Origin of the sequence: Flavobacterium sp. CFS9 (assembly GCF_041154745.1) — a bacterium.
Classification (GTDB): Bacteria; Bacteroidota; Bacteroidia; order Flavobacteriales; family Flavobacteriaceae; genus Flavobacterium.
Genome location: NZ_AP031573.1, coordinates 5,025,536 through 5,051,649 on the forward strand (window position 1 = coordinate 5,025,536; position 26,114 = coordinate 5,051,649).

Consider the following 26,114-nt stretch of genomic DNA (forward strand, 5'->3'; position numbering starts at 1 on the left):
TAAATCTCGAAGATGGGCTGAAAGCCCAAAGGCAACAGTATAATGCAACGCACTATGAAATAAATAAACAATCTATCAAAGCCCTGTAAGCGCGAAAGATTAAACTCTAATCTATACGCCCGATCTCGTTTATGTCTTATATATTTCTATCATTTTTTGTTTGAGGTCTTACTTTTAATTACTTTTATAGTATTAAATCTAATCAGCTTCAATGATTATAAAGAAAAAGAATACCTGGTTTAAAATGCTCTTTGAATGGCGAGGTTCCGTTTTGCCACAGCTGCTTCCGAGACTTTTATTATTACTGTTGTTTTCATTTGCCGTCGTTTATTTTAAACCCTGGCTCATTCAATATAATCTGCACATCAATCCCGCTATTTTTACATTGTTTGGAATTGCGCTGGCCATTTTCCTTGGTTTTAGAAACAGTGTGAGTTACGATCGTTTTTGGGAAGGGCGAAAACTTTGGGGAGCATTACTCAATGACACCCGATCACTTGCCCGACAAAGCATCACTCTTGTCCCTGATAAAGAAGACGAAGTCCAACGTGGAAAATTCACTAATTTGCTTATTGCATTTGTATACAGTCTCAAACATCAGCTTCGGGAAACCAACTCTGATGCCGATATGAATCGATTATTACCCAAAGAGTTTGCCAAACAACTAAAAGAAACCCGCTATAAACCAATCCTCATCTTAAGAGAATTAGGACTTTGGGTAAAAGGCGCTAAATCAGAAAACAAAATAGACAGCGTCACACAACTGGCTTTTGAAGAAAATCTAAATAAATTGTCCGATATTGTGGGAGGATGCGAACGAATTGCCGGTACACCTATCCCCTACACCTACAGTGTGTTATTACACAGAACCGTTTATATTTATTGCTTTTTATTGTCCTTTGGTTTTGTCGAAACTATGGGCTGGATTACACCTTTTATCATTGTTTTTATTGCCTATACTTTTGTGGCGTTGGAAGCCATTGCGGATGAACTCGAAAATCCGTTTGGTTTGCAGCCTAACGATCTTGCTCTCGACGCAATGTCTGAAATGATCGAAAACACCTTATTAGAATTAAACGATAAAAAAATAAGTCCGGTAACACAACATAAGAATTACTTTATTACCTAAAGAGGAATTACACCTCAATTATACTTCGAATATGAACAGAGTGTTATTAGTTGAAGACGATCCGAGAGTGGCATCATTTATCACAAGAGGATTAGAAGAACATTTGTATGAAGTTAAAACCATTACCAAAGGTTTTGAAGCCATCAAAGAGGTCATGGAAAACGAGTACAATATCATCATTCTTGATATCATGCTTCCGGACATTACCGGCTTTGAAGTTTGCGAAGTTTTACGAAGCAGAAAAATTATAGTGCCCATACTTATTTTAAGTGCGCTTGATACTCCTCAGGAAAAAGTAAAAGGTTTACAATCCGGAGCCGACGATTATCTCGCCAAACCCTTTTTATTTGAAGAACTTTTGGCCCGAATTAATGCACAGCTCCGTCGTGCCGAATTCAGTACCGGAATTCTGGATTTTCACTCCTATGCCGGAATCGAAATCAATATGAAAGAACAAAGTGCTACAAGAGACGGCAAAGAGCTCAACCTTTCGTCAAGAGAACTCAAACTTTTAATTTTCTTCATGAAAAATCGCGAAACAGCCTTGTCAAGAGTTGCCATCGCACAAGCGGTCTGGAACATTGATTTTGACAGTACCTCTAATACGGTTGACGTATACATTAATTATTTGAGAAATAAAATCGACAAAAACTTCCCTACTCCGCTCATACACACCATAAAAGGAACCGGATACATGCTCAAGCTGAAGAATTAAAAATGTGAAATGTGAGATGTAAAATGTGAGATGATATGGCCGTTTAACTCAGATTAATCTGCAAGACTGGATGTTTATTTTTTCTCGCAGATTTTTAATCGGTATTCTATAGGTCAATTCTTTTTACTTTTTACTTTTTACTTTTTACTTTTTACTTTTTACTTTTTACTTTTTACATCTTACACATATATTTAAAACAAATCCAAAGAGTTATGAATCTTAAGAATAAGTTAGCGGTAAATTCGACCCTGCTTTTTGCCTTTATCGTCGGATTGCTCATGACCGGATCGTTTCTGCTTTTCAGAAGTCATATGAAAGATCTATATTATGATAATCTAGAAGATCATGCGTTGACTGCTGCCCTATTTTATTTTAAGAAGGATGAAATAAAAGAATTTACCAACGAACGTTACCATCAGATTGAAGTTCAGTACCACCGAATCAACAATGAATCGATTAGGGTTTACGATGCCAAAACCAAAAAAATATACTTAAAAGACTCCATTAACATTGAGATTAGTAATCATGAACTGAATAACATCGCCAAAAACAAAATAGAATCGTTTACCATAAACGGCAGACAGTTTGTAGGTTTATTTTACAAAGACAATCAGGGCGATTTTATAATTGTAGTCTCGGGCGTCAATCACACCGGAAACCGACAGCTTGAGATCCTGGGTTTTATGTTTCTTCTTTTCTATCTCGCGGGTATTCCTCTAAATTATATTTTAGGGACATTTCTGGCCAGACAAACCTTTCGCCCTTTTAAAGAAGTCATTGCAAAAGTAAATACCATCACCACCGAAAACCTGCATTCGAGATTAGAAGTACAGCAAGCTCAGGAAAAAGATGAAATTAAAGAACTTATAACCACTTTCAATTATCTTTTGGAAAGACTTGAAACCGGTGTGATGACGCAAAAAAATTTCCTGAAAAATGCCTCACACGAACTCAAAACTCCCTTGACCATTATCATCGGTGATATTGACGTATCCCTGCAACAGCCCAGAACCAACGAGCAATATGTAGAAATTTTAAAATCTCTTAAAAAAGACACACTGCATTTAAAATCAACCTTAGATGGTCTTCTGGTACTATCGGGGCTTCAGCTGTCTGAACCTCAGCAGATGGAAACCGTAAGAATTGATGAAATACTGTGGAATGTACTGGAGAAAAAAGCAATTGAATACCCTGAATCTAAAGTATCGGTAGATCTAAACGCTTTAGCCGATCGTGAAAATTTACTTTCAGTTCATGCCAATAAACACATGCTTTTTATAGCCCTTTACAATATTTTAGACAATGCGATTAAGTTTTCATCCCCAAAGCCGGTAACTGTTTTAACTTTCAGTGAGCAAAATAAACTTCTTATACAAATTACAGATCAGGGTTCCGGAATTTCAGAACAGGACAAAGAATCGATTTTTGATCTTTTTTTCAGAAGCGATCACACTCGTCACATCCAGGGCCAAGGTTTAGGTCTCTTCATTACCATGCAAATACTCAAACTACATCATATTAATGTTAAAGTAGATTCTGAAGTTGGAAAAGGTACTTCCGTAACCTTACTATTTCCTTAGTAGGATTCATTTCTTTGCTGTTTCCGCGAGACTCAATCCGGTCTGTTTTTGCAATTGGTAACCTTTGCTTAACACTCTAATCTTTCTCTAATCTACTTTAAATACAACTCTAATCCTTTTATTTCTAACATTTTACACAAATCATTGATTTTAAAGGCCTAAATGCATTCCACAAACCTAACAGCTTGATAATTTTAAATTAACACTGACTGTTTTTATCATTTTAAGTTAACAAAAGCATTAAATCCGATCGAAACAAACCGAGTTTCTTTGTCAAATAAAAACTAAAAAATCAATGACAAAACTAAAACTCATTTTTTCGGCTGTAATGCTTCTTGTTATGGGAAACATTTTTGCTCAGATTACTACCTCTACATTATCTGCAAAAGTTAATGATGGTACAAGCCCGCTTTCAGGTGCAGAAGTTACTTTAACACATTTACCTACTAACGCAGTATACAAAGCTGTAACTGACAAACAAGGTAGATTTAGTTTCGAAAATTTAAATGCCGGCGGACCTTACGAATTAGAGATTAAAAGTGCCGCTACCAAAGACTACTCTAACGCACAAATACACTTGGCACTTGGCGATAATGACCTGCCGGTAATAGTAGTTGGCAAAGCAGACAACAATGTGCTGGAAGAAGTTGTAATTACAAGTTCTAAACCTTCTTCAAAAAATAACGGAACGAATATTAATGAAAAACAGGTCAATGGTCTTCCGTTAATCAATCGCGGAATTCAGGATGTGACAAAATTAGTTCCGCAAAGTTCCAACAACTCTTTTGCAGGTACCAATTTCAGATACAACAACGTTACGATTGACGGTTCGATCAACAATGATGCGATCGGTTTTAGTCCGTCTTTAGGAGGTCAATCGGGAACTTCAGGAATGCCGGGAAGCAGTACACGTTCTAATTCTATAAGTCTTGATGCGATACAGGATATTCAGGTTTATATTGCGCCTTACGATATTAAATTAGGAAACTTTCTAGGCGGAAGCGTTAATGCCGTGACCAGAAGCGGCAGCAACACTATTACGGGATCGATTTACAGTTACGGAAGAAACGCAGCCATTACAGGCCGTAACAACGCCGGTGACGGTTCTAAAATGCCAAATTCTTTTGGTGATTATCAAATTGGTTTCAGATTAGGCTTACCGATCGTAAAAGATAAATTGTTCTTCTTTACCAATATGGAATATGCCGAAAGAACAGATCCTATATTTTACAATGCGGGTCAAACCGATTCTAATGGAAAACTGACTTCATTGGTAGACAATACTACCGCACAGCAAATCTCAGACTTTGTAAAAACAAACTACGGATTTGATACCGGAACTTTCGGTTCGTACAACAACTTTGCAAAAAGTCAGAAATTCTTCAACAAATTAGACTGGAAAATTAACGAAAAACATTCGTTATCGTTACGAAACAACACTGTTATTTCGCAGGCATCCAACTTAGAGCGCGATGCAGCAAACTTCCGATTTTCAAGTATGGATTTCACGCAAAAAAACCAATCTGTCAGTACAGTTTTAGAGCTTAAAAGCCATTTCAACAGTCAATGGTCCAACTCGTTCATTGCAAGCTACTCAGCTATCAAAGATTATCGCGACCCAAAATCAGGCAATCTCATGTTTCCGCAAACCGAAATTGGGTATAACGGCGGAACCATCTTTTTAGGGAATGATCGTGAGGCAACAGTATTCAACATGAAACAAAATACTGCCGAAATCACAGACAACCTTACCTATAAAACCGGAAACCACACGTTATTGTTTGGTACACACAATGAGTTTTACGACATCAATTACGGTTTTGTAAATGCTCTTAACGGAAGAGTATCTTACAAATCTCTGGCAGATTTCTATAACAAACTTCCAACGCGAGTTCGCGGAACCTATCCTTTTGACGGTTCTTCAAGAGACCAAATCTTCAACAATCCTTATGCACAGTTCAAAGTAAATCTTTACAGTGTTTATGTACAGGATGAAATTAGAATTGGCAACAAACTTAAAGTTACTCCTGGTGTCAGAATAGACTACACAGACTTACCTAATAAACCAAAATTAAGCCCACAGGTACAAAACTCTCCTGCTGATCCAAATTATGGTAACACTTATTCGTACACTCCGTTAAATCAGATTAAAAACAACTTTTTCAGTACGGCTTTAGTTTCTCCAAGAATTGGATTTACGTACAATGTAGACGAAGACAAAACACTTGTTATTCGTGGCGGATCCGGAGTATTTACAGGAAGAATTCCATTTGCCTGGTTGGGATATGCTTACTACAATGATGGTGTAGGTTACGGAAGTTATGACAAAAACAACCTTACTCCGGCACAGGTTGCGGCGGCCGGAGATCCTTTGGCAACCAACGGATTAAACGGATATCACGATGCAACACCAAAAGTACAGGCCGATTTAGTTGACAATAAATTTAAAATGCCGGCGGTATTGAGAAATTCACTTGCAATCGATAAAATCATCAACGGTTATAAATTTACTACCGAAGGAATTTACACCAAAGTAATTCGTGATCTGGAATTTCAACAAGTGAATAAAACGGATAACCCGACTTATTTTTCTTATGATACGAATCACCAGATGCCAATTTATGCTGCTAATATAAACCCGGCTTTTTCGAATGCTTATTTATTATCCAACACCAACAAAGGATACCGATACAGCATTACCGAAATGGTTTCGAAAACATACGATTTTGGTCTTAATTTTATGGTGGCTTATACGTATGGAAATTCTAAAGATATTACTAATGGAATACGTAACTCAATGGAAAGTAACTTTCAGATGAACCAATCACTAACACCAAATAATCCTCAATTAGCAACATCCAACTTCAACATCAAGCATCGAATCGTTTCTAATGTTGGGTATGCCGTAAAAGTGGCTGACAACAACATGTTCTCAGCAAATGTATATTTCAATGCTCAATCCGGAAATCCGTTTTCGTGGGGATTTGTAAACTCAACTATTGCAGGAACCGGTCAGGCGGCAGGATTGGCCTATATCTTCAAAGATGCAGCAGAAGCCGCGAAATACATTGGAGTAAATGCAGCAGGAGTTCCTTCGGCAACCGCAGCACAACAGGTGGCAGATTATGAAGCCTTCATTAATGGAAATGATTATTTGAAAAGCAGAAGAGGAAATTTCACAGAAAGAAACGGTGCCACTACACCATGGAACATACAAGCTGATTTGAAACTAATGGATGAAATTAAAATTGCCAAAGCGGGTACTTTACAGCTTTCCTTCAGCATAGCAAATGTTGGAAACCTTATCAACAAAGATTGGGGAAGAAGTTATTTTGTTCCGAACACCTACAATTCAACGGCAAATCTTGGTTTAACAAAAACTGGAAACTTAGGCGGAGTTGCTACTGGCGATCCAACTTATACGTTCCAAAAACCTTCGACATCTCCTTATACTGTAGATCAGTTAGCCTCTAGATTCCAGGGACAATTTGGAGTGAGGTATACGTTCTAAAGATTGTGTTTTATTTTTTTATTATCCCCCGGTTTCAGTCCCTTTGAAACCGGGGGATTTTTATTTAAGGCCCTTGTTTTTATTCATAGCGCTCCGCACTATGTTGTTGCTAATGCTCTTTCAGAGCAAGGTTCCGAATTTCCAATGATATTCTCCAAACCATCGTAAAAATAGGTTGAAAGCCTAAAAGACATTAGCGTAGTGCATCGCACTACGAAATAAATTAATCTCAGGAATTGCCCTGAAAGAGCCAGAGCAAATAATTCCAATAATCATTAAGAATCAGATAAGGAAGAATATACTCTATTTTCTATTCTTTTTTGGTAAAACCTTTTCGGGTCATTTCCCCCCAGCCTTTTGTCCCTAAAACTTTTTCTTTGTACCCTACTAAAGCAGCATAAACCGCTAAAGGATGAAAATAAAAAGGTTCGATAAAAGCAGCCATCAAAAGTTTGAAAAAATCGGTTTGTTTGGGGTACTTATGGTACGTTCTTTCTTCGCTGTACAAAGCAATAACCGAAAAGAAAATGGCAAAGGCATACACAAATAACAACAGCAAAAAGAAAAAATGCCAATTGAGCAGTCCAAATGCAAAAAAAACAATGGTAATAAGAAGACCAGTAAATTCAATACCGGGAGCCAAAAATTCAAATAAAGTCCAATACGGAATACTTAGCATTCCCAACAATTTATATTTAGGATTTAAGAACATTTTTTTATGAAAACCTAAGGTTTCAATCGTTCCTCTCATCCAGCGGCTGCGTTGTTTTTTGAATATTTTAAAATCTTCCGGAGCTTCTGTCCAGCAAAGCGGGTCAGGAATGTATCGCACTGAATATGGCAGTTTGTTTTCGAGCATATAACGGCGCATTCTTACGACCAGTTCCATGTCTTCCCCCACAGTTTTGGTGCTGTAACCTCCCGACAGTAAAGCAATTTCTTTATCAAAAGCACCAAAAGCCCCGCTGATAAGCAATAAACCGTCTAATCTTCCCCAAGCCATTCTTCCTAAAAGAAAAGCTCTTAAATACTCTAAAACCTGTATTCTGGACAACATTACATCCGGAACATTCACTTCAATCAAACGTCCGTTTTTAATAATACACTGATTTGCAATACGAACGACACCGCCAGTTGCAATAATACGCTGTTCATTGGATTCTAAAAATGGTTTTGCCAGTTTAAGAAGCGAATCTTTATCAAGAATACAATCCACATCAATACAAACTACATACGGATTCTGTGCGATATTCAGTCCCGCATTAAGCGCATCGGCTTTACCCCCATTTTCTTTATCCACTACAATTAGCTTTTTAAAAGCAGCATTTCTGGAAGTATAAAGTCCTCTGATTTTTTTTGTTTCAATCTGTTGATGAAAAGAAAGCTCCGTAAGAACAAGGTCGTAAGTATGAATCAACAACTCCATCGAATTGTCTTTACTTCCGTCATTCACCACAATTACCTCATATTGATTATAGTTTAAGGAAAGTAGTGATTTTACATTTTCTTCAATAGTAAAACCTTCATTGTATGCAGGGGCAATCAAAGAAAGTTTAGGAGCCAATCCACTCGTTAAGAGCACATCATAATCTATAAAACTGTTTCTTTTTAAATAATCTCTTAATTCCTTTGCGGAGAGATAGGCCAATATAAGATAAGACGACATAATCAATATCGCATAAGCCAATATCAGAATTAAATAAGTATGGACAAAAAATGCTATTTCTTGATTAAAAAATGTCATTAGCTGCTATTTTTAAACGGTTAATGCCAACACTACATGCTGAGCTCCATGTTTCACTGATGTATTTGAAGTTCTTTCTGCTAATTGTTCTACATAAATTAACTTTTGCGTCAATTTAAGTTCTTTAATGAGTTTTAAACCAAGTGTAACCACTGTAGTATTTTGCGATTCCAATAGAAGTTCGATCCCTTTTGTATCTCCGATATCATGTTTTTTGAAGGCATGAATAATATTGACCTGAGTCCAGTCGTCAATAGGATTGGTATGTTCTGTAAGGTGTACAATCCCTTTTGTTCCTGCCAGTTTAATACAGGCATTTATGGCTGTAATCTGCAGTACTTTATTACGGGCATTTGAGAATGTTATTAGGGTATCAAAAGCGTCATAAACATTCATTTCTGCCAATTCTGTGATTCCTTTGCATCTAACATCCCATTTTAAGCTTTTTAGTTTTTTCAAAGAATCATTTATAAGCCTGGAATCTTGATAAAACTGTTCCAGTTTTTGTGCATAAACACCCTGGTAGTTTTTATGAAGATTGATAAGAGATTCTGTAATAACTTCTCTGAAAAACTTATTTTCAGCCATTACCGCATAATCATTATTCTTTGAGACATCAGAAAAAGAAATATCTTCAAAAACGACAGAAAACAACAGCTTATCAATAAACACATCATATCCTTCTCTGTGTCTTTCTTCTTTAATTTTTCTATTACGGCTTTGAATAATTAAAAGGTAAAAAAATAACGCTGCCAATACAAAAAGACCTATTGAAAAGGTCAAAAATGGTTTTACCCATGTACCGCTTTTATAAAATTCCCATACATCAGTCATCTTAAAATCGTTTCGTGATAATTATTTGAGCGTTAAACCTGTTTCTGTATTCGTTTGGCAGATATTCTTCATATTCATACAGAAAAATGGGGCGTACAAAAAATGAATTGCCCAAACGATGCTGATACTGCACTCCTGCTCTGTATGCTTTCAAAGGCTGTACAAAATTGCTGTACAAATATAAATACGGCACATTTCCGTACTGAACTTCGAATCTTACTACTTGTTCTTTTTCTTCATTTGTATGCTGGAAACTTAAAACATGAGAAAATAACGCATTTCCTGTATCATAATACGGTCTGTAAGCAATTGTATTTGCTCCGGTTTTATAAGAAATTTGTCCGGTAAGCAAGGTTACATCATCGGTTTCAAAATGCATATATCTCGCTCCCAAAGCATAGTCGAATCTTTTTTGCGGTCTGAAATAATATTCGGCACCAAATTTTGCCACTGGAAATATCGTTTCGCCTGTTGAAACTCCTGCATTTACATACAAATAATCTTTTTTGGCAAAAGTCTGATAATAATCTGCCTCAAACATTACCTGAGTATCGTTCCCGATATGCCCCATATTAGCACGTCCTACAAGAGCTGATTTACCGAATTTATGCACATACTCAACATAACCGTAATGTAATGGCTCCTGCCCCGGATTTGAAGTCGAAATGTTTAAATATGAAACCGAAACTGCATTTTTAGTCTTACGATCAATAAGTGTACGCAGCGCTTTAAAGGCCTGAGTACTATTTTCGTTTACGGATGCTTTTTCGATAATCTCCAGTGCTTCTTTGTCTCTGCCCAGTTTTTCAAGACAGGTCACTTTTATTTTTAAGATGTCAACATTCGCAACATCAACTGTCAGATATCGGTCGCAATAGGATATACATTTCTCAAAATCTTCTGTCCAGTAATACACATTTATGATGGCCAACAGAGCATCCGGATTTGGGTTAACCCTATCTGCCATTGGAGACAATGTTTGTATGGCTGTTTTATACTCTTTTTTCCAGCTGTAAATACGTCCCGCAAAAGTTTTTATATCTTCATTTTCAGGATATTTTTTAAGCAAAGGATCAATTAATGATAGCGCTTTGTCATAACGACTCTGCTCTGCTTCGCTCCTTGCACTTGTCAGAGTTTCATCAATATTACTTTCCTGTCCCGTGACAGTAATCGAAACCAACAACAGGACTGCCAGATAGTACCCCCATCTCATTAGGCACGTACATTTAGCAACTTATTAATTCTTACCAAAAGCACAGCCGGGCTTACAGGTTTTGCAATAAACTCGTTTGCTCCAATGTCAAAAGAATCAAGTTCAGTTTGCTCAACCCCTGACGAAGTAAGTATAATTACCGGAATATCTAAATTAAGAGTCTGCCTTACATACTGCGTAATTTCCATTCCGCTTATGCCAGGCATATTTATGTCTGTAAGGATCAGATCATAGCTATTGTTTTTAATAGCTCCGAGTGCGTCTTTACCATCAGAAAACTGGTCAACGTTATATCCTTTCGACTCTAAGAAAAATGATAATGATTTGCGTAGGATATCATTATCTTCGGCTAAAACTATTCTCATAGGTTCAAAATTTGTCTTTGGGGGGAATTGATAATTTTATATTCTAAAACTAAAAACTACTGTAAAGCTACGGGATATTTCGCTTTTATCATAGTTCTTTTAAATATTTAATTACTTCAATTATGCCACTATGAAAAATATTTACCTTATCTGCTGTTTCATTTGTAAATTTTTCAATTCTGGCTTCTTCCTCAATTACAGCTAAACAATTACTGAGATCATCCAACATAAACAAGTCCATGCTGGATCTCATGTTATGTGCCAAATTCTTTACTTTTAGAAAATCATTGTTTTTAAATGCTTCCTGAAGTAAAATTTCTTCGGTCGGGATTTTTTCGATAAAAAGATGGATCATATCCTGCCTGAAGTTTAAATCACCACATGCCATTTCATCAATAAAGGACAAATTCACTTTTCTCTTACGAGTAACTTTATACTCCGAATTCATTACTGCCCTTATGGCTTCTAAAAGTACGGGCTGTTTGAACGGTTTTGGAACATAACCATCCATCCCTACATTATAACAACGTTCCTGTTCGCCTACAAGCGAATGTGCCGTCATGGCAATAATCGGAATACTCGAATTCATTTCATTTCGAATATAATCCGTAGTCTGATATCCGTCTTTAACCGGCATTTGAAGATCCATCAATACCAAATCGTATTCTTTTTTTGATAAAAGCTCGATGCCTTCTTCTCCGTTTTCAGCTATTTCCAATTCAAAACCAAAATTCTCAATGACACTTTTGGCCAGTTTCTGGTTTAAAACATTGTCTTCGCAAAGCAGTATTTTTAGTTTACCCAGACTTTCTCCGGATACTTCTTCGGCTGTTTCCTGAATGTAATCTGTTTTTTTGTAATTAATGACAAAGAAAAATTCCGATCCTCTGTTCTCCTGACTTTTTACATTAATTTCAGCATCTTGTAATTCAATTAATTGTTTTACAATATTAAGCCCTAAACCGGTTCCTCCAAATCTTCTTGTAGTGCTATCTTCCGCCTGAGTAAAACGTTCAAATATAGTTTTCAGTTTCTCGGCAGGAATCCCAATACCTGTATCTTTAATAGAGAATTTAAGCGAGTAATAATCTTCTGTTTGTTCCATCACTTTTACTGAGACCGTGACTTCTCCTTCATGAGTAAACTTAAGTGCATTGCCTATTAAATTCACCAATATCTGATTTAATCTTCCTTCGTCTCCAATAATAATTTCCGGCAAATCGGCATCCAGGAAAAGATTGAATTCCACCTCTTTAGAAGCTTTTATTTTAAGCAAATTATAAACATGCTTTAAAGTGCTTTTTAAATGGAAAGGCATGGCTTCTATGGTCAGATTACCGGAATCTATTTTAGACAGATCCAAAATATCGTTGACAATTAAAAGCAGATTTTCTCCTGCTATCTGCACACTGTTGATATAGTCACGCTGAACAGCATCGAGTTTGGTCTGTGCAAGAAGATCCGTAAAACCAATAATACCGTTCAAAGGCGTTCTGATTTCGTGGCTCATATTGGCCAAAAAACTGTCCTTTGCCAGAACGGCTTTCTCTGCAATCTTTTTCTGTCTGTCAAGTTCAATATTCTTTGTTCCCAATTCCAGCTGGCTGATTACATGTTTTGCTACAATTCTGAGTGCATTTCGCTGATCTTCATTCAGTTCTTTTGTAACATGATCAATAGCACATAACGTTCCGATATTATAACCGTCCGGTGTTGTCAGCGGTACACCGGCATAAAATCGAACTTTAAAACCACCCGTAACATTAGGATCGTCTTTAAATCTCTCATTTAAAAAAGTATCATTTATTTCCACCATTTTAGATTCTAAAATAGTGTACTGACAAAAAGAAATTTCACGAGGTACCTCAGAAACGCCAATCCCTATTTCAGATTTAAACCATTGTCTGCTCTCGTCTATAAAGGAAATATGAGCTATTGGCACATCACAGATATAGGACACTAATTTGGTTGCGTCATCAAAAGCATGATCAGGGAGTGTATCAAGTATATTGTAACGTTTCAGAGCAGCTAAACGCTCTGATTCGTTGACCGGTATTGGAAATTTGGAAGTTTTCATTGCAGCTAGTGGTAAACTTGTATAAATATAAAAATAATTTGAGATAAAATGTTCTTTTTTTTACGACTGATCGTTTGAATATGATGCGTAAAATCAAATACAGGAATGTAATAATCAATTGTGTATTACTTTAAAACAAAACCAATACAAAAGGCAGCTTAAAAAAAGCTGCCCTTTGTGTTACTGATCTCCTTTATTCATAAAGCTCATTAAAAGTGTATAAGCGTTTTTAATTACAATTTTCGAAGATTCATCTATAATAGATGATTTTATCTGTCGATATCCGTCAGCTGAAGAACCGGTTTCTACCGGAACCATCTTATAGATTCCGTTTGTACTTACCGAAAAGACAAAGAATTTACCCTGCCATCTTACCACAGCATCTTCCGGAACCGTAATGGCTTTTTCGTTATTAAATTCTGCCTCGGCATTAATAAAAAGTCCCGGTATTAACGAGCTTTCATACTGATTTACTTTACAGATTACTTCTGCCGCGCGATCATCATTTAGACTTTGATTGATATAAGCAATTCTTGCTTTATACTTTTTAGACGGATTCGCATTGGTGAAAGCCGTAACGGTCTGCCCGACTGAAAGCAGCTGTATGTCTTTTTCAAAAACATTCATCGTCAGGACAATGTCACTCATTTCGATTAACTCAAAAAGCATATCGGTTGGTGAAATGTATTTCCCCACATTCACATTAATTTTCGCGACCAAACCATTTATTGGCGAATGAATTGCAACCGTTTTACTAATAGTAGAAGCGCTTAGTGTTTTAACATTGATTCCTAACAACCTCAGTTTTTGGGCTAACGATGACATATAAATGTGTTGTGTCTGCATCTCAGTTGCAGTCTGTTCAAACAGCTTATCACTACTTGCTTTCTTAGCATTAAGCTCTTTCTGACGGTTAAACTCACTTTGAGCCAACTGAAATTTTTCTTTCGCGGTAAGATAATCCTGTTGCAATTGTATGTATTGCATGTCCTCGACTACCGCCAATACTTGTCCCTTTCTAACATGCATACCTGCCATTAAATCTGTTTTTTTGATGTAACCGCCTAAAGGAATACTCACTGTTACCACACTCTTTGGAGGCACCGTTACGGTTCCCTGAAGCTGTAATATTCCTTTTACGGTTCTTTCTTCAGGATACCCAGCAACCAATTTTGCATTTTTGATCTGTGCATCGCTTAATTGAATACTGTTTCCGGGTGTTAGTACTTTTGTACTCTGTTGTTCTTTTTTGTCGCTCTGGCAGGAAACCAAGCATAGAAAAAGAAAGATGATACTGCTATATATTTTCATTTTTTTATAAATTATTAAGGGTTTGCCAATGAATTACTGCGTTGTTATAATCTTTAATTCTGTCGAAATATTCATTTTTTATGGTTATCGCCTGATTGACCACTAAAACCCATTGCAGGTAATCGATATCTCCGTTTTCCAATTGACTATTGGCAGCGTCGATAATTACCGTCGCATTTTTTAGTCCTTCATTTTCATAATAAGAAAGGCTTTCTTTGTATTTTTCGATTTCATTTACTGCATTGACTATTTCTGTCTTCCATTCAATCTTTGTAGTTTCTGCCTGCATTTTGTACGTTTCATACTCCACTCTGGCCGCTTTATTACGTGCCGACTGACTGCCGAAAAAAAGAGGGACTGACAAACCGAAATTGACATAATTAAATCTTTGACTGCCACTATAATAAACCTCCTGACCTACAGCGCTGGTTTGTGTTCCAATGATGCTTAAATTATTATAACCGATAGTAATATCAGGCATTAATTTGGACCGTTCCGTTTTCCATCGCCATTTTGCCGCTTCGGCTTCGTACATTGAAAGCTGTACCTGAGGAAGCTCTGCGGTATCTTTATTTTGATTGAATGAAACCACAAAATCATTTTTCACCCTTTCTGAAGTGGGCACGTGAATAATACTGTCCTGAAGAACCGTATTAAACGTTTTAAGCGTGATGGCGATATCTTTATTCACCATTGCAAGCTGGTTCGAATAAAACTGCCGTGCTGATTGAGAAGCTGTTTTTTCCAAAACATTGGTTTCTCCTGTTTTGTAACGCAGCTCTGATTTCTGTTCCATTAATCTGTAAATCGAGTCGGCATAAACTAACAATTCCTTTTTACTGTTGAGCCAGATGTAATCATAAAATAAGCTTCTCACATTCGACTTAACCTGTTGCACTGTTAGCTGCGATTCTGCTTTTGCGGCATTGTGATGCTCTCTCAACACTTTTTTCTGATTCGTATACAGTGTTGGAAAAGCAAAAGTCTGACTAATTCCAAAACGGGTATCGTTTACGGCACTGTTAAACTGACCATAATCGGCTGTAAGAGCTGTTTTAGGAATATCAAAAGCAGATTTTTCCAATTGTTCTTTTGATCTTTCATTCAACAGAGAAGATTTAATTCTTCTGTTATGCTGAATCGCTATTGACAAAGATTCTTCAAGCGAGACAGGGGCATCTTGTGCCTGTACCGAAGCAGTAAGAAACAAAGCCAGCAGTAATGAAGTCAGCTTATCCATTTTATTTTTTTTATTTTTCTTAGAAAAAACTTTGGTATGATACGTCATTAAATAAATAGCAGGAAGTACAAACAGTGTGAGCAAAGTAGCCGTAATCAGTCCGCCAATAACGACCGTGGCGAGCGGACGCTGTACCTCTGCTCCTGCGCCATTGCTCAAAGCCATAGGTAAAAATCCTAAAGAAGCAACAGCAGCGGTCATCAATACAGGGCGCAATCTGTTTTTAGTTCCGATAATAATAATTTGAAACGGATTAGTAATTTCACCATGTTTTTGTATGCGATTGAATTCAGAAATTAAAACAATTCCATTTAAAACCGCTACGCCAAACAGTGCTATAAAACCAACTCCGGCAGAAATACTAAACGGCATATCCCGCAATGCCAGTCCAAAAACACCGCCAATTGCCGACAAAGGAATCGCTGTAAAAATGATAATTCCTTCTTTAAAAGATCGGAAAGCAAAATACAACAGCGCCAAAATCATAAACAAAGCTGCCGGGACTGCAATTCCAAGGCGCGATTTTGCCTGTTGCAGATTTTCAAAAGTACCTCCGTAGGTAATGTAATATCCGGGAGCAAATTTGATCTGACTGTTAACTTTTTTCTGCAATTCTTCTACAATAGATTCTACATCCCGTCCTCTTACATTAAAACCGACAATAATTCTTCTTTTGGCATCTTCCCGCTGAATCTGGTTCGGGCCTTCGACTTCTTTTACCGAAGCCACCTGATACAACGGAATCTGTATTCCGGAACGGGTTGAAATGAGTAAATTTCGAACGTCCTGAATATCTTTCCGTCCATTAGCCTCCACGCGCACCACCATATCAAACTTTTTTTCTCCTTCATAAATACTGCCTGCTACAGCTCCTGCAAAAGCAGCATTTACGGTTTGATTGATATCTGAAACATAAATACCGTATTTCGCCATTTCTGCCCAGTCATAGTCAATAACGATTTGTGGCATTCCGGTAACCTTTTCAACATAGAGATCTGTAGCTCCTTCAACAGTATTGCTAATAGCGCCTAACTGCTCGGTATATTGAGCCAGCTTATCGAGATCTTCTCCGTAAATTTTGCAAACCAAATCCTGCTTTGCTCCTGTCATCAATTCGTTAAAACGCATTTGAACCGGAAACTGAAAACCAGTCGTAACTCCCGGAGCAACCTCTTTAACAGTTTGGGTCATTTTATCTGCCAATTCAGGAAACGAAGAAGCACTGGTCCATTCTGATTTATCTTTCAGAACAATAATCATATCACCTCCTTCTATAGGCATCGGATCTGTTGGAATCTCAGCACTCCCAATTCTTGAAACTACTTTTTCTACTTCCGGATAAGTACTTTTCAATGCTGACGAAATTTTCTCAATTGTTGCAGTAGTCGTTGACAAATTTGTCCCCAATAACAATCGGGTTTCTACAGCAAAATCGCCTTCTTCCAGTTGTGGTATAAATTCACCTCCCATTCGGCTAAAAAGCAACAAGGCAATACCAAACAGAACGAAAGCTGAAATCACAATCCCTTTTCTAACTTGCAATGCTCGTGACAATGCTATTTCATAATAAAACTCCATTTTTGCCATTATTCGGTCTGACAAATTGGGCTTATGATTTATTTTTTTGCTAATGAATAATGCACTGACCATAGGAACATAGGTAAGCGACAATATAAAGGCGCCTAAAATGGCAAAGGCCACCGTTTGCGCCATTGGCTTGAACATTTTTCCTTCAATACCTTCTAATGACAATATTGGAAGGTATACGATCAGAATAATAATTTGCCCGAATACTGCGGCATTCATCATGCGTCCTGCTGATCCCGTCACCTCCTTATCCATCTCTTCTTGCGAAATAGAATCGATTTCTTTGTATTTTTTAGCGGAATGAATATGATGCAAAATGGCCTCGACAATAATTACGGCACCATCGACTATCAAACCAAAATCGAGCGCACCCAGACTCATCAAATTACCGCTTACACCAAATGTATTCATCATGATAATTGCAAACAGCATCGCTAACGGAATAACCGAAGCCACAATAAAACCTGCTCTTAAATTCCCAAGGAAGAGTACCAGCACCAGTACTACGATCAACGCTCCTTCAATAAGGTTCTTCTCTACTGTACCAATCGCATTATCTACCATCTTAGTCCGATCTAAAAAAGGTTCTATTTTTAAACCTTTGGGCAAAATTTTCTCAATCTCAGCAACCCGTTTTTTAACCTTTACGATAACATTATTCGCGTTCTCTCCTTTAAGCATCATTACAATTCCACCAACCGACTCGCCAATATCATCTGTCGTTAATGCTCCGTAACGTATAGCCGATGACATTTTTACCTCTGCAATATCTTTAATCAAAATTGGAGTTCCGGCCTGTGTATTTTTGACAATAATATTCTGAATGTCTTTTATGTTTCGGGTCAGTCCAACACTTCGGATGTAAAGTACCGTTGGTCCTTTTTCAATATAAGCCCCACCTGTGTTTTCGTTATTACTGTTCAGTGCTGTAAAAACCTCTTTTATAGTCAGATTCTGTGCTTTAAGCCGTGAAGGATTAACGGCAATTTCGTATTGCTTGAGTTTCCCTCCAAAAGTAGCGACGTCGGCAATTCCGGGAGTTCCCAAAAGCTGTCTTCTTATTGTCCAGTCCTGAATCGTACGCAAATCTTCTAGAGAATATTTAGTTTCGTATCCGGGTTGCGGTTTAAGGACATATTGATAAATTTCTCCCAAACCTGTGGTTGCGGGTGCCATTTCAGGAATACTGGCGTTCTCTGCAATTTCAACTTTTTGCAATCGTTCGGCAACCTGTTGACGTGCCCAATACACATCTGTATCGTCTGCAAAAACAATCGTAACCAGCGAAAGTCCGAAACGCGAAATACTGCGGCTTTCTTTCAGCTGCGGTATGTTGCTTATTGCCTGTTCGATTGGAAATGTAATTAAACGCTCTACATCTTCTGCTCCCAAAGACGGAGCTGTTGTAATAATTTGTACCTGATTGTTGGTGATGTCAGGAACCGCATCAATAGGCAAACGGGTTACTTCAAACACGCCATAGATAATCCATAGCAATGTGAAGATCCCAATTACCAGTTTATTTTTAACGGAGAACTGTATGATCTTATTAAGCATAATTTAATTTATTTGAAATAATAATGCCATGGTCAAAACATCAAAAATGTTTCAACCACAATAAAAATTCGATAAAATCAAATTAGGCTATAGGAGGACGGAATACCGAAAACAATGAAGGATTTGAATACAAATCTGAAGTATAAGGAATTGTACCCGATGGTGAAAATCCAACAGTAAAAGGAATGTAAAATACTGTTTTGTCCTGCGGAACAAATACTAACTGTACGTAAGGTCCGGATATGTTTTTAAACGGAAGCTGCATATCACGATCAGAATCATTGTCTTTTAAATCTTCTCCCCAGTAATGCATTTCCAAAAAATCAAAAAAACTTACCTCACTTCTTAGCTGATGCTCTTTAAAATGCTCCAGCAATATTGGCAATTTATAAAACTGCTGAAAGAACCCAATATTGGATACAATTAAAAAGATGAAGATATATATAATGATTTTTCGCACTTCACAAATTTAAACGATGTCGCAAAATAATTTCCTACTGAGAACAAGAAGCAAACAACTTTTATCATTTTAACTATTTACAGCAATAAAAATTACAATTATCACATTCAAAAACAAAAAATAAAACATTTTATCTATTTTAAAAGTTAATTCACAACAATTACTCACAACTTAAAATTTGGATAATCCAACCCCAGCCATTTTTATCCAAAAAAACTTCAAAATTCTAAAATTCCGCCCCCTTTTTTGTTTCAAAATGGACGAGAATAATTCCATTAAAATTTCGCTAAAAAGTTCCTAAAACCAGACTAAATGCTCCTTCCCTGCTGGTCTTCTCTCATTATTTAACTACTTGTAAGAATACAAAATAAAATAAGTGTTTTTATTACTCTTTTCATCTATAAAAACTACACGTAACTTCTTTTTTACAATTTAATAATAGCTGTAAAAAAACTTTAATCACGAAAACTCAACATTCTAAAAATCAAATAATTAAATATTAAAATTTAGAAATTCTCAAAGACAACTGTACGTTCATTCGTATAAATTTATAAAAAAATATTTTTTTCTACCAGATTAATTTATACTTTTGTTTCAAACTATTCTTATTCATTCTAAATAAAAATTACTTACAAATTTATTTTTATTTGGCCAAAATAAAAAAGAATTTTCTTAGAAAAATTTCCAAAATAAATGAAAATTAAGAACAACCCCAGTAAAATCAAGCTATCAGACTCTTCTTATAAATTAAACAAAATTTCGAAGAACATCCGTAACAGGAGAAGCGTCTATGCCAATCAGTTTATCAAGGGAGAATTACCGGATCAATTGCTTGAAGAAATTTTGACAAATGCGACCTGGGCCCCTACCCATAAAATGACAGAACCCTGGAGGTTTATCGTTTTTAGGGGCAAATATTTGAAGAAGTACGGCGAATATATGGCTCATTATTACAGAGATTTCTACAGTGAATTGTCTCCCGAAGATCAAAAAGACAAGCTTTCTTATCTCGAAAACTACCCGTTAAACGCTGCCTGCATGATTGGAGTAATCATGGTGAAAAACACCAAAATTGACCTGCCCGAGTGGGAAGAAATTGCTGCAGTCTCTTCGGCTGTGCAAAATATAGCGCTTACCTGCCATGCTCATAAAATAGGCAGTTACTGGAGTACCAAAGGTGTAGCTATTGATTATGTCGCAAAATTTGGTCTCTCAGAAAATGAAAAATCACTAGGACTTCTTTATCTGGGGTACTATCCCGAAGCCTTAAAACCCTCCAAAAAAAAGAGAACCCCTTTATCTAAAAAAGTCGTCTACCTCGACTGAAAAATAACTTTAACCCCTTAAAACACTATTTTATGAATACCACATTGATTCGTACAGAAGTCACCGAGAAAGGAGTCCAGTCGGACCAGGATTTTTATAAAGACATTTTCCACCAGAACTCCGGAACAGAATACGCACAGGCCATGAAATTAGCACAGGAACGCGTTTCTAATTTCCTAAAAAACAATAAAAAACCTTTCAGCGGAATCAAACCTGAAGAAATCAGAGCTAAAGTTGATGAAGTAGATTTTGACACTCCACTACCCGATTACGAAAGCCTGCTGAACGAAGTAGACGAACTTTATGTGAACCACGCTACCGCCTTTCACCTACCTGAATATATTGCTCATTTAAACTGCCCGGTTGTTATTCCGGCATTAGCAGCAGAAATTCTGATAAGCGCCATCAACTCTTCGCAAGATACTTACGACCAAAGCGCCGGTGGAACTTTTATTGAAAGAAAACTGATTGACTGGACTAGCGAGCAGATTGGCTATACAAAAGGTGATGGCGTTTTTACGGCCGGAGGCTCTCAAAGTAATTTAATGGGCTTGCTTTTAGCAAGAGATTATTATGCTTTACAGTATCAGAAATGGAATATCAAATTGGAAGGTCTTCCTCCTGATGCACACAAATACAGAATTTTTGTTTCGGACAAAGCGCACTTCAGCAATCATAAAACGACATGGGTTTTAGGTCTTGGAGAACAGGCCATCGTAAACGTCGGAGTTGATCAAAGATACCGCATGGATCCTGAAAAGCTGGAAAAAGCAATCGCCGACGAAATCAGAAGAGGAAACATTCCAATTGCTATTACCGCAACAGCCGGTACCACCGATTTCGGTAACGTAGATCCCTTGAAAACCATCGCTGATATTGCCAACCGTTATAATTTATGGCTTCACGTAGATGCTGCTTATGGCTGCGGATTATTGCTGACAGAGAAACAAAGGCATTTATTAAACGGTATCGAACTGGCCGATTCTGTAACTATTGATTACCACAAATCATTCTTCCAGCCGGTGAGCAGCAGTGCTTTTATTGTGAAAGATAACCTTCACCTCAACATTATCAAGCACCACGCTGATTACTTAAATCCAAAAGAACAAAATTACGATGTGCTTCCGGCTCAGGTTAATAAATCGATTGTTCAGACGACACGTCGTTTTGATGCTTTAAAACTTTGGTTTACACTCCGTTACATGGGCAAGAAGAAACTCGGAAAATTCACCGAAGCCTTAATCGAAACCACTCAACAAACTGCTGCCTACATTGAAGCCGATCCTAATTTCGAACTGTTATGCCACTCTGATATGGGTATTTTATTGTTCCGTTATCTGGACGGACCAGTTGAATCCAATTCTTGCGATGTCAACAAATACATCAAAGAGAAGCTTTTCTATGGCGGCGAAGTACTGGTAGCCAGTACCAAAGTAAATGGAGAATTCTACCTGAAGTTCACCATTTTAAATCCTCTTACCACCCTAAATGATATTAAAAACATTCTTAACCTCATAAAACAAAACGGAGATGAATACCACAGACTCAACTAATTTTTACCAACTGGCAGAACAAGTTAACTACAAATCCCTGCTGAACTGCTATTGCAGAGAATTTAGCAACTGGATCCAATACGAAGGTGTCCCGAAATACGATCCTGCTTTGGCCGAATTTATGAAAACGATCGATCATAGCTCTTTTCTTAAATTTGATTTCAGTGTTATTGGTCAGGAAGTTTTCGCTCCATTGGTTTATTTTTCTCAAAGTGGCGTACATGCATACGGATTTCCGGTGGTGTCACGCACTATTGCAACGGACGAGTTCAGAGAAATAAATCCAATCGAATTTACGGAACTTGTTGCGGCTTATTCTAAAACAGAGAGCCCTGATATTGATCCTGTTCCTACGCAAAAACGCATGCAAAACAGTATCGAGAATCTGGCGCTTTATCTGGAACATTACAAAAACAGTGATCGTACAGCCAACAATCCGGAACAGTCCTTTATAGCTTCTGAACAATCTTTGATCCTGGGACATACCGTACATCCGCTGCCAAAAAGCAGAGAAGGATTTACAAAGGACGAATTGGTTCAATATTCTCCTGAAACCCAAGGACAATTCCCGCTACACTATTTCCTGATTCACCCTGAAAATGTGATTGAAAAAAGTGCTGAAGACTATTTGATCACTGATTATCTGAGAAAAGAAGTTTCGCAATTTGCTGATAAAAATGCCAAAGAATTACTGGATTTCTATTCGCAATACAAAATAGTACCGGTTCACCCTTGGGAAGCAACTTATTTATTGGAGCAAAAAGAAGTTAAAGAAATGCAGTCTAAACAGCTTCTTTTCAGTTTGGGGCAATTTGGACCTTCTTATGCAGCGACCTCATCTGTTCGTACCGTTTACAATGCCGACAGTGAATGGATGTATAAATTCTCTTTGCATGTAAAAATCACTAATTCCTTCCGCGTCAATTACCTGCACGAACTGAATCGCGGTTATGATGCCGCACAGCTGATGAAAACAGATTGGGGAAAAGGCATTCAAAAAGATTACCCACAAATTCAGCTTATTACTGATCCGGCTTTCATTACAGTGGTTTATGAAGATCAAATTATTGACGGTTTCAGCACCAGTATTCGTGAAAACCCTTTTCATGGAGCCAACGCCAATAAAAATGTAACGCTAGTTGCTTCTTTGACACAGGATAACATTTTGACAGAGCAGCCAAGAATCGTAACGCTGATCGAAGAATCGGCCAAAAGACAAGATTTGACCGTAGTGGACACTGCTATTGCATGGTTCAAACAATACCTGAATATCAGCCTTACGCCTTTAATTGGCATCTTTAACAAATACGGATTTGGATCAGAATTTCACCAACAGAATGTAATGGTTGAATTTGATGAAAATCTTTTGCCTTCCAAATTCTATTTCAGAGACAATCAGGGGTACTTTTTCCGTCAGGGACAAGTGGAAGAACTGGAGCGTTTGATTCCGGAATTTGGTAAAGACAGCCGTTCTTTTATTGCCGAAAAAAGAATCATTGATTTCTGGGGCTATTATTTCTTAATCAATCACTTGCTTGGAATTGTGAGCGCTTTGGGTAAAAACAAATTGGCTGACGAAGATACACTGCTTGACCTGATTTACGAAGCGATCAAAAAAGAGGGAGAATCGGATGTAACCGGTTTAGTTTCTCATTTTACCGAAAGTGTCAAACTAATCGTAAAAGGGAATTTACTAACCAGTTTAAACAATATGGATGAAGCCAGTGCGCCAAGAACTAATCCGGCGGTGTACAAAACTTTTCCTAATCCTTTAAACCGACACTATTTCTCTAAAAAACTAATCCAGCCAAAAACAGGTACTACTGTTTTCAGCCGTTATTTCGAGAAAGAAAATGTAACGATTACTCTGCGTCCGGTAGATGTCGACAAAGATTTGGAGATGCTTCACGAGTGGTTTCACCGCGAACATGCTTTGAAAATCTGGCAAATGAACTGGCCAATTCGTGATTTGGAGGTATTTTACCGCACATTACTTCCTGGTGGTCATTCGCACAGTTACATTGGAGAAGCCAATGGGGTACCAACTTTTAATATCGAAGTGTATTGGGCAAGTCGTGACATTGTGGGTGAATACTACGATGTACTCCCATCTGATTACGGAACGCACCAGTTTATCGCACCAACTGATCCGAAACTGAAATACGGTTCTCCGGCAACACAATCTATGATGGATTTTGTATTGAGCGAAGCCAAAGTAGGCAAAATGGTAGGTGAAGGTTCTGTTGATTCTATCGCTTCGATGATGAACAAAGCTCACGTTGGATTTAAAATTCAAAAAGTAATCGAAATGCCTCATAAAAAAGCCAATCTGAACTTTTGTTACAGAGAATGGTACTGGGCAAAATTCCCGGCTGCTGAAGAGTTTCAAAAAAATAGGGTTTCAGCCTCACAAGTTTAATTGATAAAATAACCACAATGAATACAGAAAAAATATATTCGGTAATCGGAATTGGAATTGGTCCTTTCAACCTTGGACTTGCCGCACTTATCGAACCCATTGAAGATTTATCAGCACTGTTTTTTGATCAGTCAGAAGGCTTTGACTGGCATCCGGGTTTAATGTTAAACAATGCTACACTGCAGGTTCCGTTCCTAGCCGATTTGGTTACCATGGCTGATCCGACGAATAAATACAGCTTCTTAAATTATATCAAACAGAGCGGACGTGCTTATAAATTTTACATCCGTGAAAATTTCTTTATCTACAGAAGAGAATACAATGAATATTGCAAATGGGCAGCTGCTCAATTAACCAACCTTAGATTTTCGCACAAGGTAATTTCAATTGACCCTGTTGACGATGTGTACAAAGTTACGGTGATCAATACTCAGACGTGTGTTACTTCTGTTTATTATACGCATAAAATAGTTTTAGGGACTGGAACTTCACCACATGTACCTGATTTTATTGACACTGAAGCCCTTCCAAATGTGATTCATGCCTCTCAATATTTGTATTTCAAACCTCAGATTCAGAAAAATGCGTCGGTAACAATCATTGGTTCGGGACAAAGTGCCGCCGAGGTATTCCGTGATCTTTTACCGGAAACGGAAGACGGATTGCAATTGAAATGGTTTACACGTTCGTCGCACTTCTTCCCTCTTGACAATAAATCTAAGCTGACTTTGGAGCTGACTTCTCCGGAATACGTAGATCATTTTCACAGTCTTTCGGCACAAAAAAGAAAACAGCTTTTAGACAGTCAGCATGGGTTATACAAAGGGATTGATCACGAATTGATTAACGAGATTTTCGACAGCTTGTACGAGATGAGCTTAGAAGATACGCCGCTGAATGTAGAATTACGCTCGAACATGCGTCTGACTTCGGTAAAAGAAGACACAGATGGCTCACATTTACTAGATTTTGTGCAGACAGAACTGGAGCTGCCTTTCGAAGACCAAACCGATTATGTGATTCTGGCAACGGGTTACAAATACAAAGAACCTGCTATTCTTTCAGGAATTCAGGACAAAATTGGCCGACTGGAAAATGGCTTGTTCAAAGTGCATCGTAATTATACTATTGACAAAAACGGTACAGATATTTTTGTTCAGAATGCTGAATTACATACGCATGGACTTTCGACTCCGGACTTGGGAATGGGTGCTTATCGAAATTCGTACATCATTAACCAAATCGCTAATCGTGAAGTGTATAAGGTTGAAAAACGTATTGCTTTTCAACAATTCGGAGTACAAAGAGCCACTTCTGAATTTTCATCAGCGAATGTTTTGGAATTAGTAAATGAACCCTTAAACAATTAGATCATAAGCTGTTTGGTGTAAATAAAAAAATCAACACATAGAAACATAGAATTTAAATGTTGAATAAGGAGGCTCGAAAAGAAACTCATTTCTTTCTTCTCATAGCTATGTACTTTAATG

At 37.4% G+C, this 26,114-nt stretch carries 16 protein-coding genes; 8 read left to right on the top strand and 8 right to left on the bottom strand.

Features of this window, described 5'->3' with window-relative positions:
* Window positions 1-211: 211 nt before the first annotated feature.
* The 4 genes from ACAM30_RS20690 (at window position 212) to ACAM30_RS20705 (ending at window position 6,935) form a co-directional block, all read left to right on the top strand.
* Window positions 212-1,129, top strand: a complete 918-nt coding sequence (locus tag ACAM30_RS20690; RefSeq protein ID WP_369616405.1) for a bestrophin family protein — start codon at window positions 212-214, stop codon at window positions 1,127-1,129.
* A gap of 31 nt (window positions 1,130-1,160) precedes the next feature.
* Window positions 1,161-1,844: a response regulator transcription factor gene (locus ACAM30_RS20695; RefSeq protein WP_369616406.1), complete on the top strand. Its 684-nt coding sequence runs from the start codon at window positions 1,161-1,163 to the stop codon at window positions 1,842-1,844.
* 212 nt (window positions 1,845-2,056) lie between these two features.
* Window positions 2,057-3,424 (top strand): ATP-binding protein, encoded by a 1,368-nt coding sequence (locus ACAM30_RS20700; protein ID WP_369616407.1) that lies wholly within the window; start codon window positions 2,057-2,059, stop codon window positions 3,422-3,424.
* 295 nt (window positions 3,425-3,719) lie between these two features.
* Window positions 3,720-6,935 carry a TonB-dependent receptor gene (locus tag ACAM30_RS20705; protein ID WP_369616408.1) on the top strand — a complete coding sequence of 1,072 codons (3,216 nt, stop codon included), beginning with the start codon at window positions 3,720-3,722 and terminating at the stop codon, window positions 6,933-6,935.
* Window positions 6,936-7,245: 310 nt separating this feature from the next.
* Here the strand turns inward: ACAM30_RS20705 and ACAM30_RS20710 are convergent, their stop codons facing one another.
* The 8 genes from ACAM30_RS20710 to ACAM30_RS20745 all read right to left on the bottom strand — a co-directional run bounded on the left by ACAM30_RS20710 (window position 7,246) and on the right by ACAM30_RS20745 (window position 19,326).
* Window positions 7,246-8,679 carry a glycosyltransferase family 2 protein gene (locus ACAM30_RS20710; RefSeq protein WP_369616409.1) on the bottom strand — a complete coding sequence of 478 codons (1,434 nt, stop codon included), beginning with the start codon at window positions 8,677-8,679 and terminating at the stop codon, window positions 7,246-7,248.
* A 12-nt stretch (window positions 8,680-8,691) separates the two neighbouring features.
* On the bottom strand, window positions 8,692-9,513 hold the full coding sequence (locus tag ACAM30_RS20715) for a hypothetical protein (protein WP_369616410.1): 822 nt from the start codon (window positions 9,511-9,513) through the stop codon (window positions 8,692-8,694).
* 1 nt (window position 9,514) lies between these two features.
* On the bottom strand, window positions 9,515-10,729 hold the full coding sequence (locus tag ACAM30_RS20720) for a YaiO family outer membrane beta-barrel protein (protein ID WP_369616411.1): 1,215 nt from the start codon (window positions 10,727-10,729) through the stop codon (window positions 9,515-9,517).
* Window positions 10,729-11,094 carry a response regulator transcription factor gene (locus ACAM30_RS20725; RefSeq protein WP_369616412.1) on the bottom strand — a complete coding sequence of 122 codons (366 nt, stop codon included), beginning with the start codon at window positions 11,092-11,094 and terminating at the stop codon, window positions 10,729-10,731. The genes ACAM30_RS20720 and ACAM30_RS20725 overlap by 1 nt, the downstream gene beginning before the upstream one ends.
* A gap of 88 nt (window positions 11,095-11,182) precedes the next feature.
* The gene (locus ACAM30_RS20730) at window positions 11,183-13,171 is read right to left on the bottom strand and encodes an ATP-binding protein (RefSeq protein ID WP_369616413.1); all 1,989 of its coding nucleotides are present in this window, start codon (window positions 13,169-13,171) and stop codon (window positions 11,183-11,185) included.
* Between the two features lie 180 nt (window positions 13,172-13,351).
* Window positions 13,352-14,482: an efflux RND transporter periplasmic adaptor subunit gene (locus ACAM30_RS20735; protein ID WP_369616414.1), complete on the bottom strand. Its 1,131-nt coding sequence runs from the start codon at window positions 14,480-14,482 to the stop codon at window positions 13,352-13,354.
* A 4-nt stretch (window positions 14,483-14,486) separates the two neighbouring features.
* Complete coding sequence (locus ACAM30_RS20740; protein WP_369616415.1) at window positions 14,487-18,866, bottom strand: CusA/CzcA family heavy metal efflux RND transporter; 4,380 nt, start codon at window positions 18,864-18,866, stop codon at window positions 14,487-14,489.
* 82 nt (window positions 18,867-18,948) lie between these two features.
* Window positions 18,949-19,326 carry a hypothetical protein gene (locus ACAM30_RS20745; protein WP_369616416.1) on the bottom strand — a complete coding sequence of 126 codons (378 nt, stop codon included), beginning with the start codon at window positions 19,324-19,326 and terminating at the stop codon, window positions 18,949-18,951.
* A 693-nt stretch (window positions 19,327-20,019) separates the two neighbouring features.
* Between ACAM30_RS20745 and ACAM30_RS20750 the strand changes: the two genes are divergently transcribed.
* From ACAM30_RS20750 to ACAM30_RS20765, 4 genes are read left to right on the top strand one after another with little or no spacing between them, the layout of a single operon-like run.
* Window positions 20,020-20,652 (top strand): nitroreductase, encoded by a 633-nt coding sequence (locus tag ACAM30_RS20750; protein WP_369616417.1) that lies wholly within the window; start codon window positions 20,020-20,022, stop codon window positions 20,650-20,652.
* 32 nt (window positions 20,653-20,684) lie between these two features.
* Window positions 20,685-22,205, top strand: coding sequence for an aspartate aminotransferase family protein (locus ACAM30_RS20755; protein ID WP_369616418.1), 1,521 nt, complete (start codon window positions 20,685-20,687; stop codon window positions 22,203-22,205).
* The gene (locus tag ACAM30_RS20760; protein WP_369616419.1) at window positions 22,183-24,624 is read left to right on the top strand and encodes a GNAT family N-acetyltransferase; all 2,442 of its coding nucleotides are present in this window, start codon (window positions 22,183-22,185) and stop codon (window positions 24,622-24,624) included. The genes ACAM30_RS20755 and ACAM30_RS20760 overlap by 23 nt, the downstream gene beginning before the upstream one ends.
* A 17-nt stretch (window positions 24,625-24,641) precedes the next feature.
* The gene (locus ACAM30_RS20765; RefSeq protein WP_369616420.1) at window positions 24,642-25,994 is read left to right on the top strand and encodes a lysine N(6)-hydroxylase/L-ornithine N(5)-oxygenase family protein; all 1,353 of its coding nucleotides are present in this window, start codon (window positions 24,642-24,644) and stop codon (window positions 25,992-25,994) included.
* The last annotated feature ends 120 nt before the right edge of the window (window positions 25,995-26,114 follow it).

What these genes read in the sequence shown, in the direction of transcription:
- ACAM30_RS20740 (WP_369616415.1), bottom strand. Translation starts at nt 18,866, where the DNA reads ATGCTTAATAAGATCATACAGTTCTCCGTTAAAAATAAACTGGTAATT.
- ACAM30_RS20735 (WP_369616414.1), bottom strand. Translation starts at nt 14,482, where the DNA reads ATGAAAATATATAGCAGTATCATCTTTCTTTTTCTATGCTTGGTTTCC.
- ACAM30_RS20695 (WP_369616406.1), top strand. Translation starts at nt 1,161, where the DNA reads ATGAACAGAGTGTTATTAGTTGAAGACGATCCGAGAGTGGCATCATTT.
- ACAM30_RS20700 (WP_369616407.1), top strand. Translation starts at nt 2,057, where the DNA reads ATGAATCTTAAGAATAAGTTAGCGGTAAATTCGACCCTGCTTTTTGCC.
- ACAM30_RS20760 (WP_369616419.1), top strand. Translation starts at nt 22,183, where the DNA reads ATGAATACCACAGACTCAACTAATTTTTACCAACTGGCAGAACAAGTT.
- ACAM30_RS20755 (WP_369616418.1), top strand. Translation starts at nt 20,685, where the DNA reads ATGAATACCACATTGATTCGTACAGAAGTCACCGAGAAAGGAGTCCAG.
- ACAM30_RS20720 (WP_369616411.1), bottom strand. Translation starts at nt 10,729, where the DNA reads ATGAGATGGGGGTACTATCTGGCAGTCCTGTTGTTGGTTTCGATTACT.
- ACAM30_RS20765 (WP_369616420.1), top strand. Translation starts at nt 24,642, where the DNA reads ATGAATACAGAAAAAATATATTCGGTAATCGGAATTGGAATTGGTCCT.
- ACAM30_RS20705 (WP_369616408.1), top strand. Translation starts at nt 3,720, where the DNA reads ATGACAAAACTAAAACTCATTTTTTCGGCTGTAATGCTTCTTGTTATG.
- ACAM30_RS20725 (WP_369616412.1), bottom strand. Translation starts at nt 11,094, where the DNA reads ATGAGAATAGTTTTAGCCGAAGATAATGATATCCTACGCAAATCATTA.
- ACAM30_RS20715 (WP_369616410.1), bottom strand. Translation starts at nt 9,513, where the DNA reads ATGACTGATGTATGGGAATTTTATAAAAGCGGTACATGGGTAAAACCA.
- ACAM30_RS20710 (WP_369616409.1), bottom strand. Translation starts at nt 8,679, where the DNA reads ATGACATTTTTTAATCAAGAAATAGCATTTTTTGTCCATACTTATTTA.
- ACAM30_RS20750 (WP_369616417.1), top strand. Translation starts at nt 20,020, where the DNA reads ATGAAAATTAAGAACAACCCCAGTAAAATCAAGCTATCAGACTCTTCT.
- ACAM30_RS20730 (WP_369616413.1), bottom strand. Translation starts at nt 13,171, where the DNA reads ATGAAAACTTCCAAATTTCCAATACCGGTCAACGAATCAGAGCGTTTA.
- ACAM30_RS20690 (WP_369616405.1), top strand. Translation starts at nt 212, where the DNA reads ATGATTATAAAGAAAAAGAATACCTGGTTTAAAATGCTCTTTGAATGG.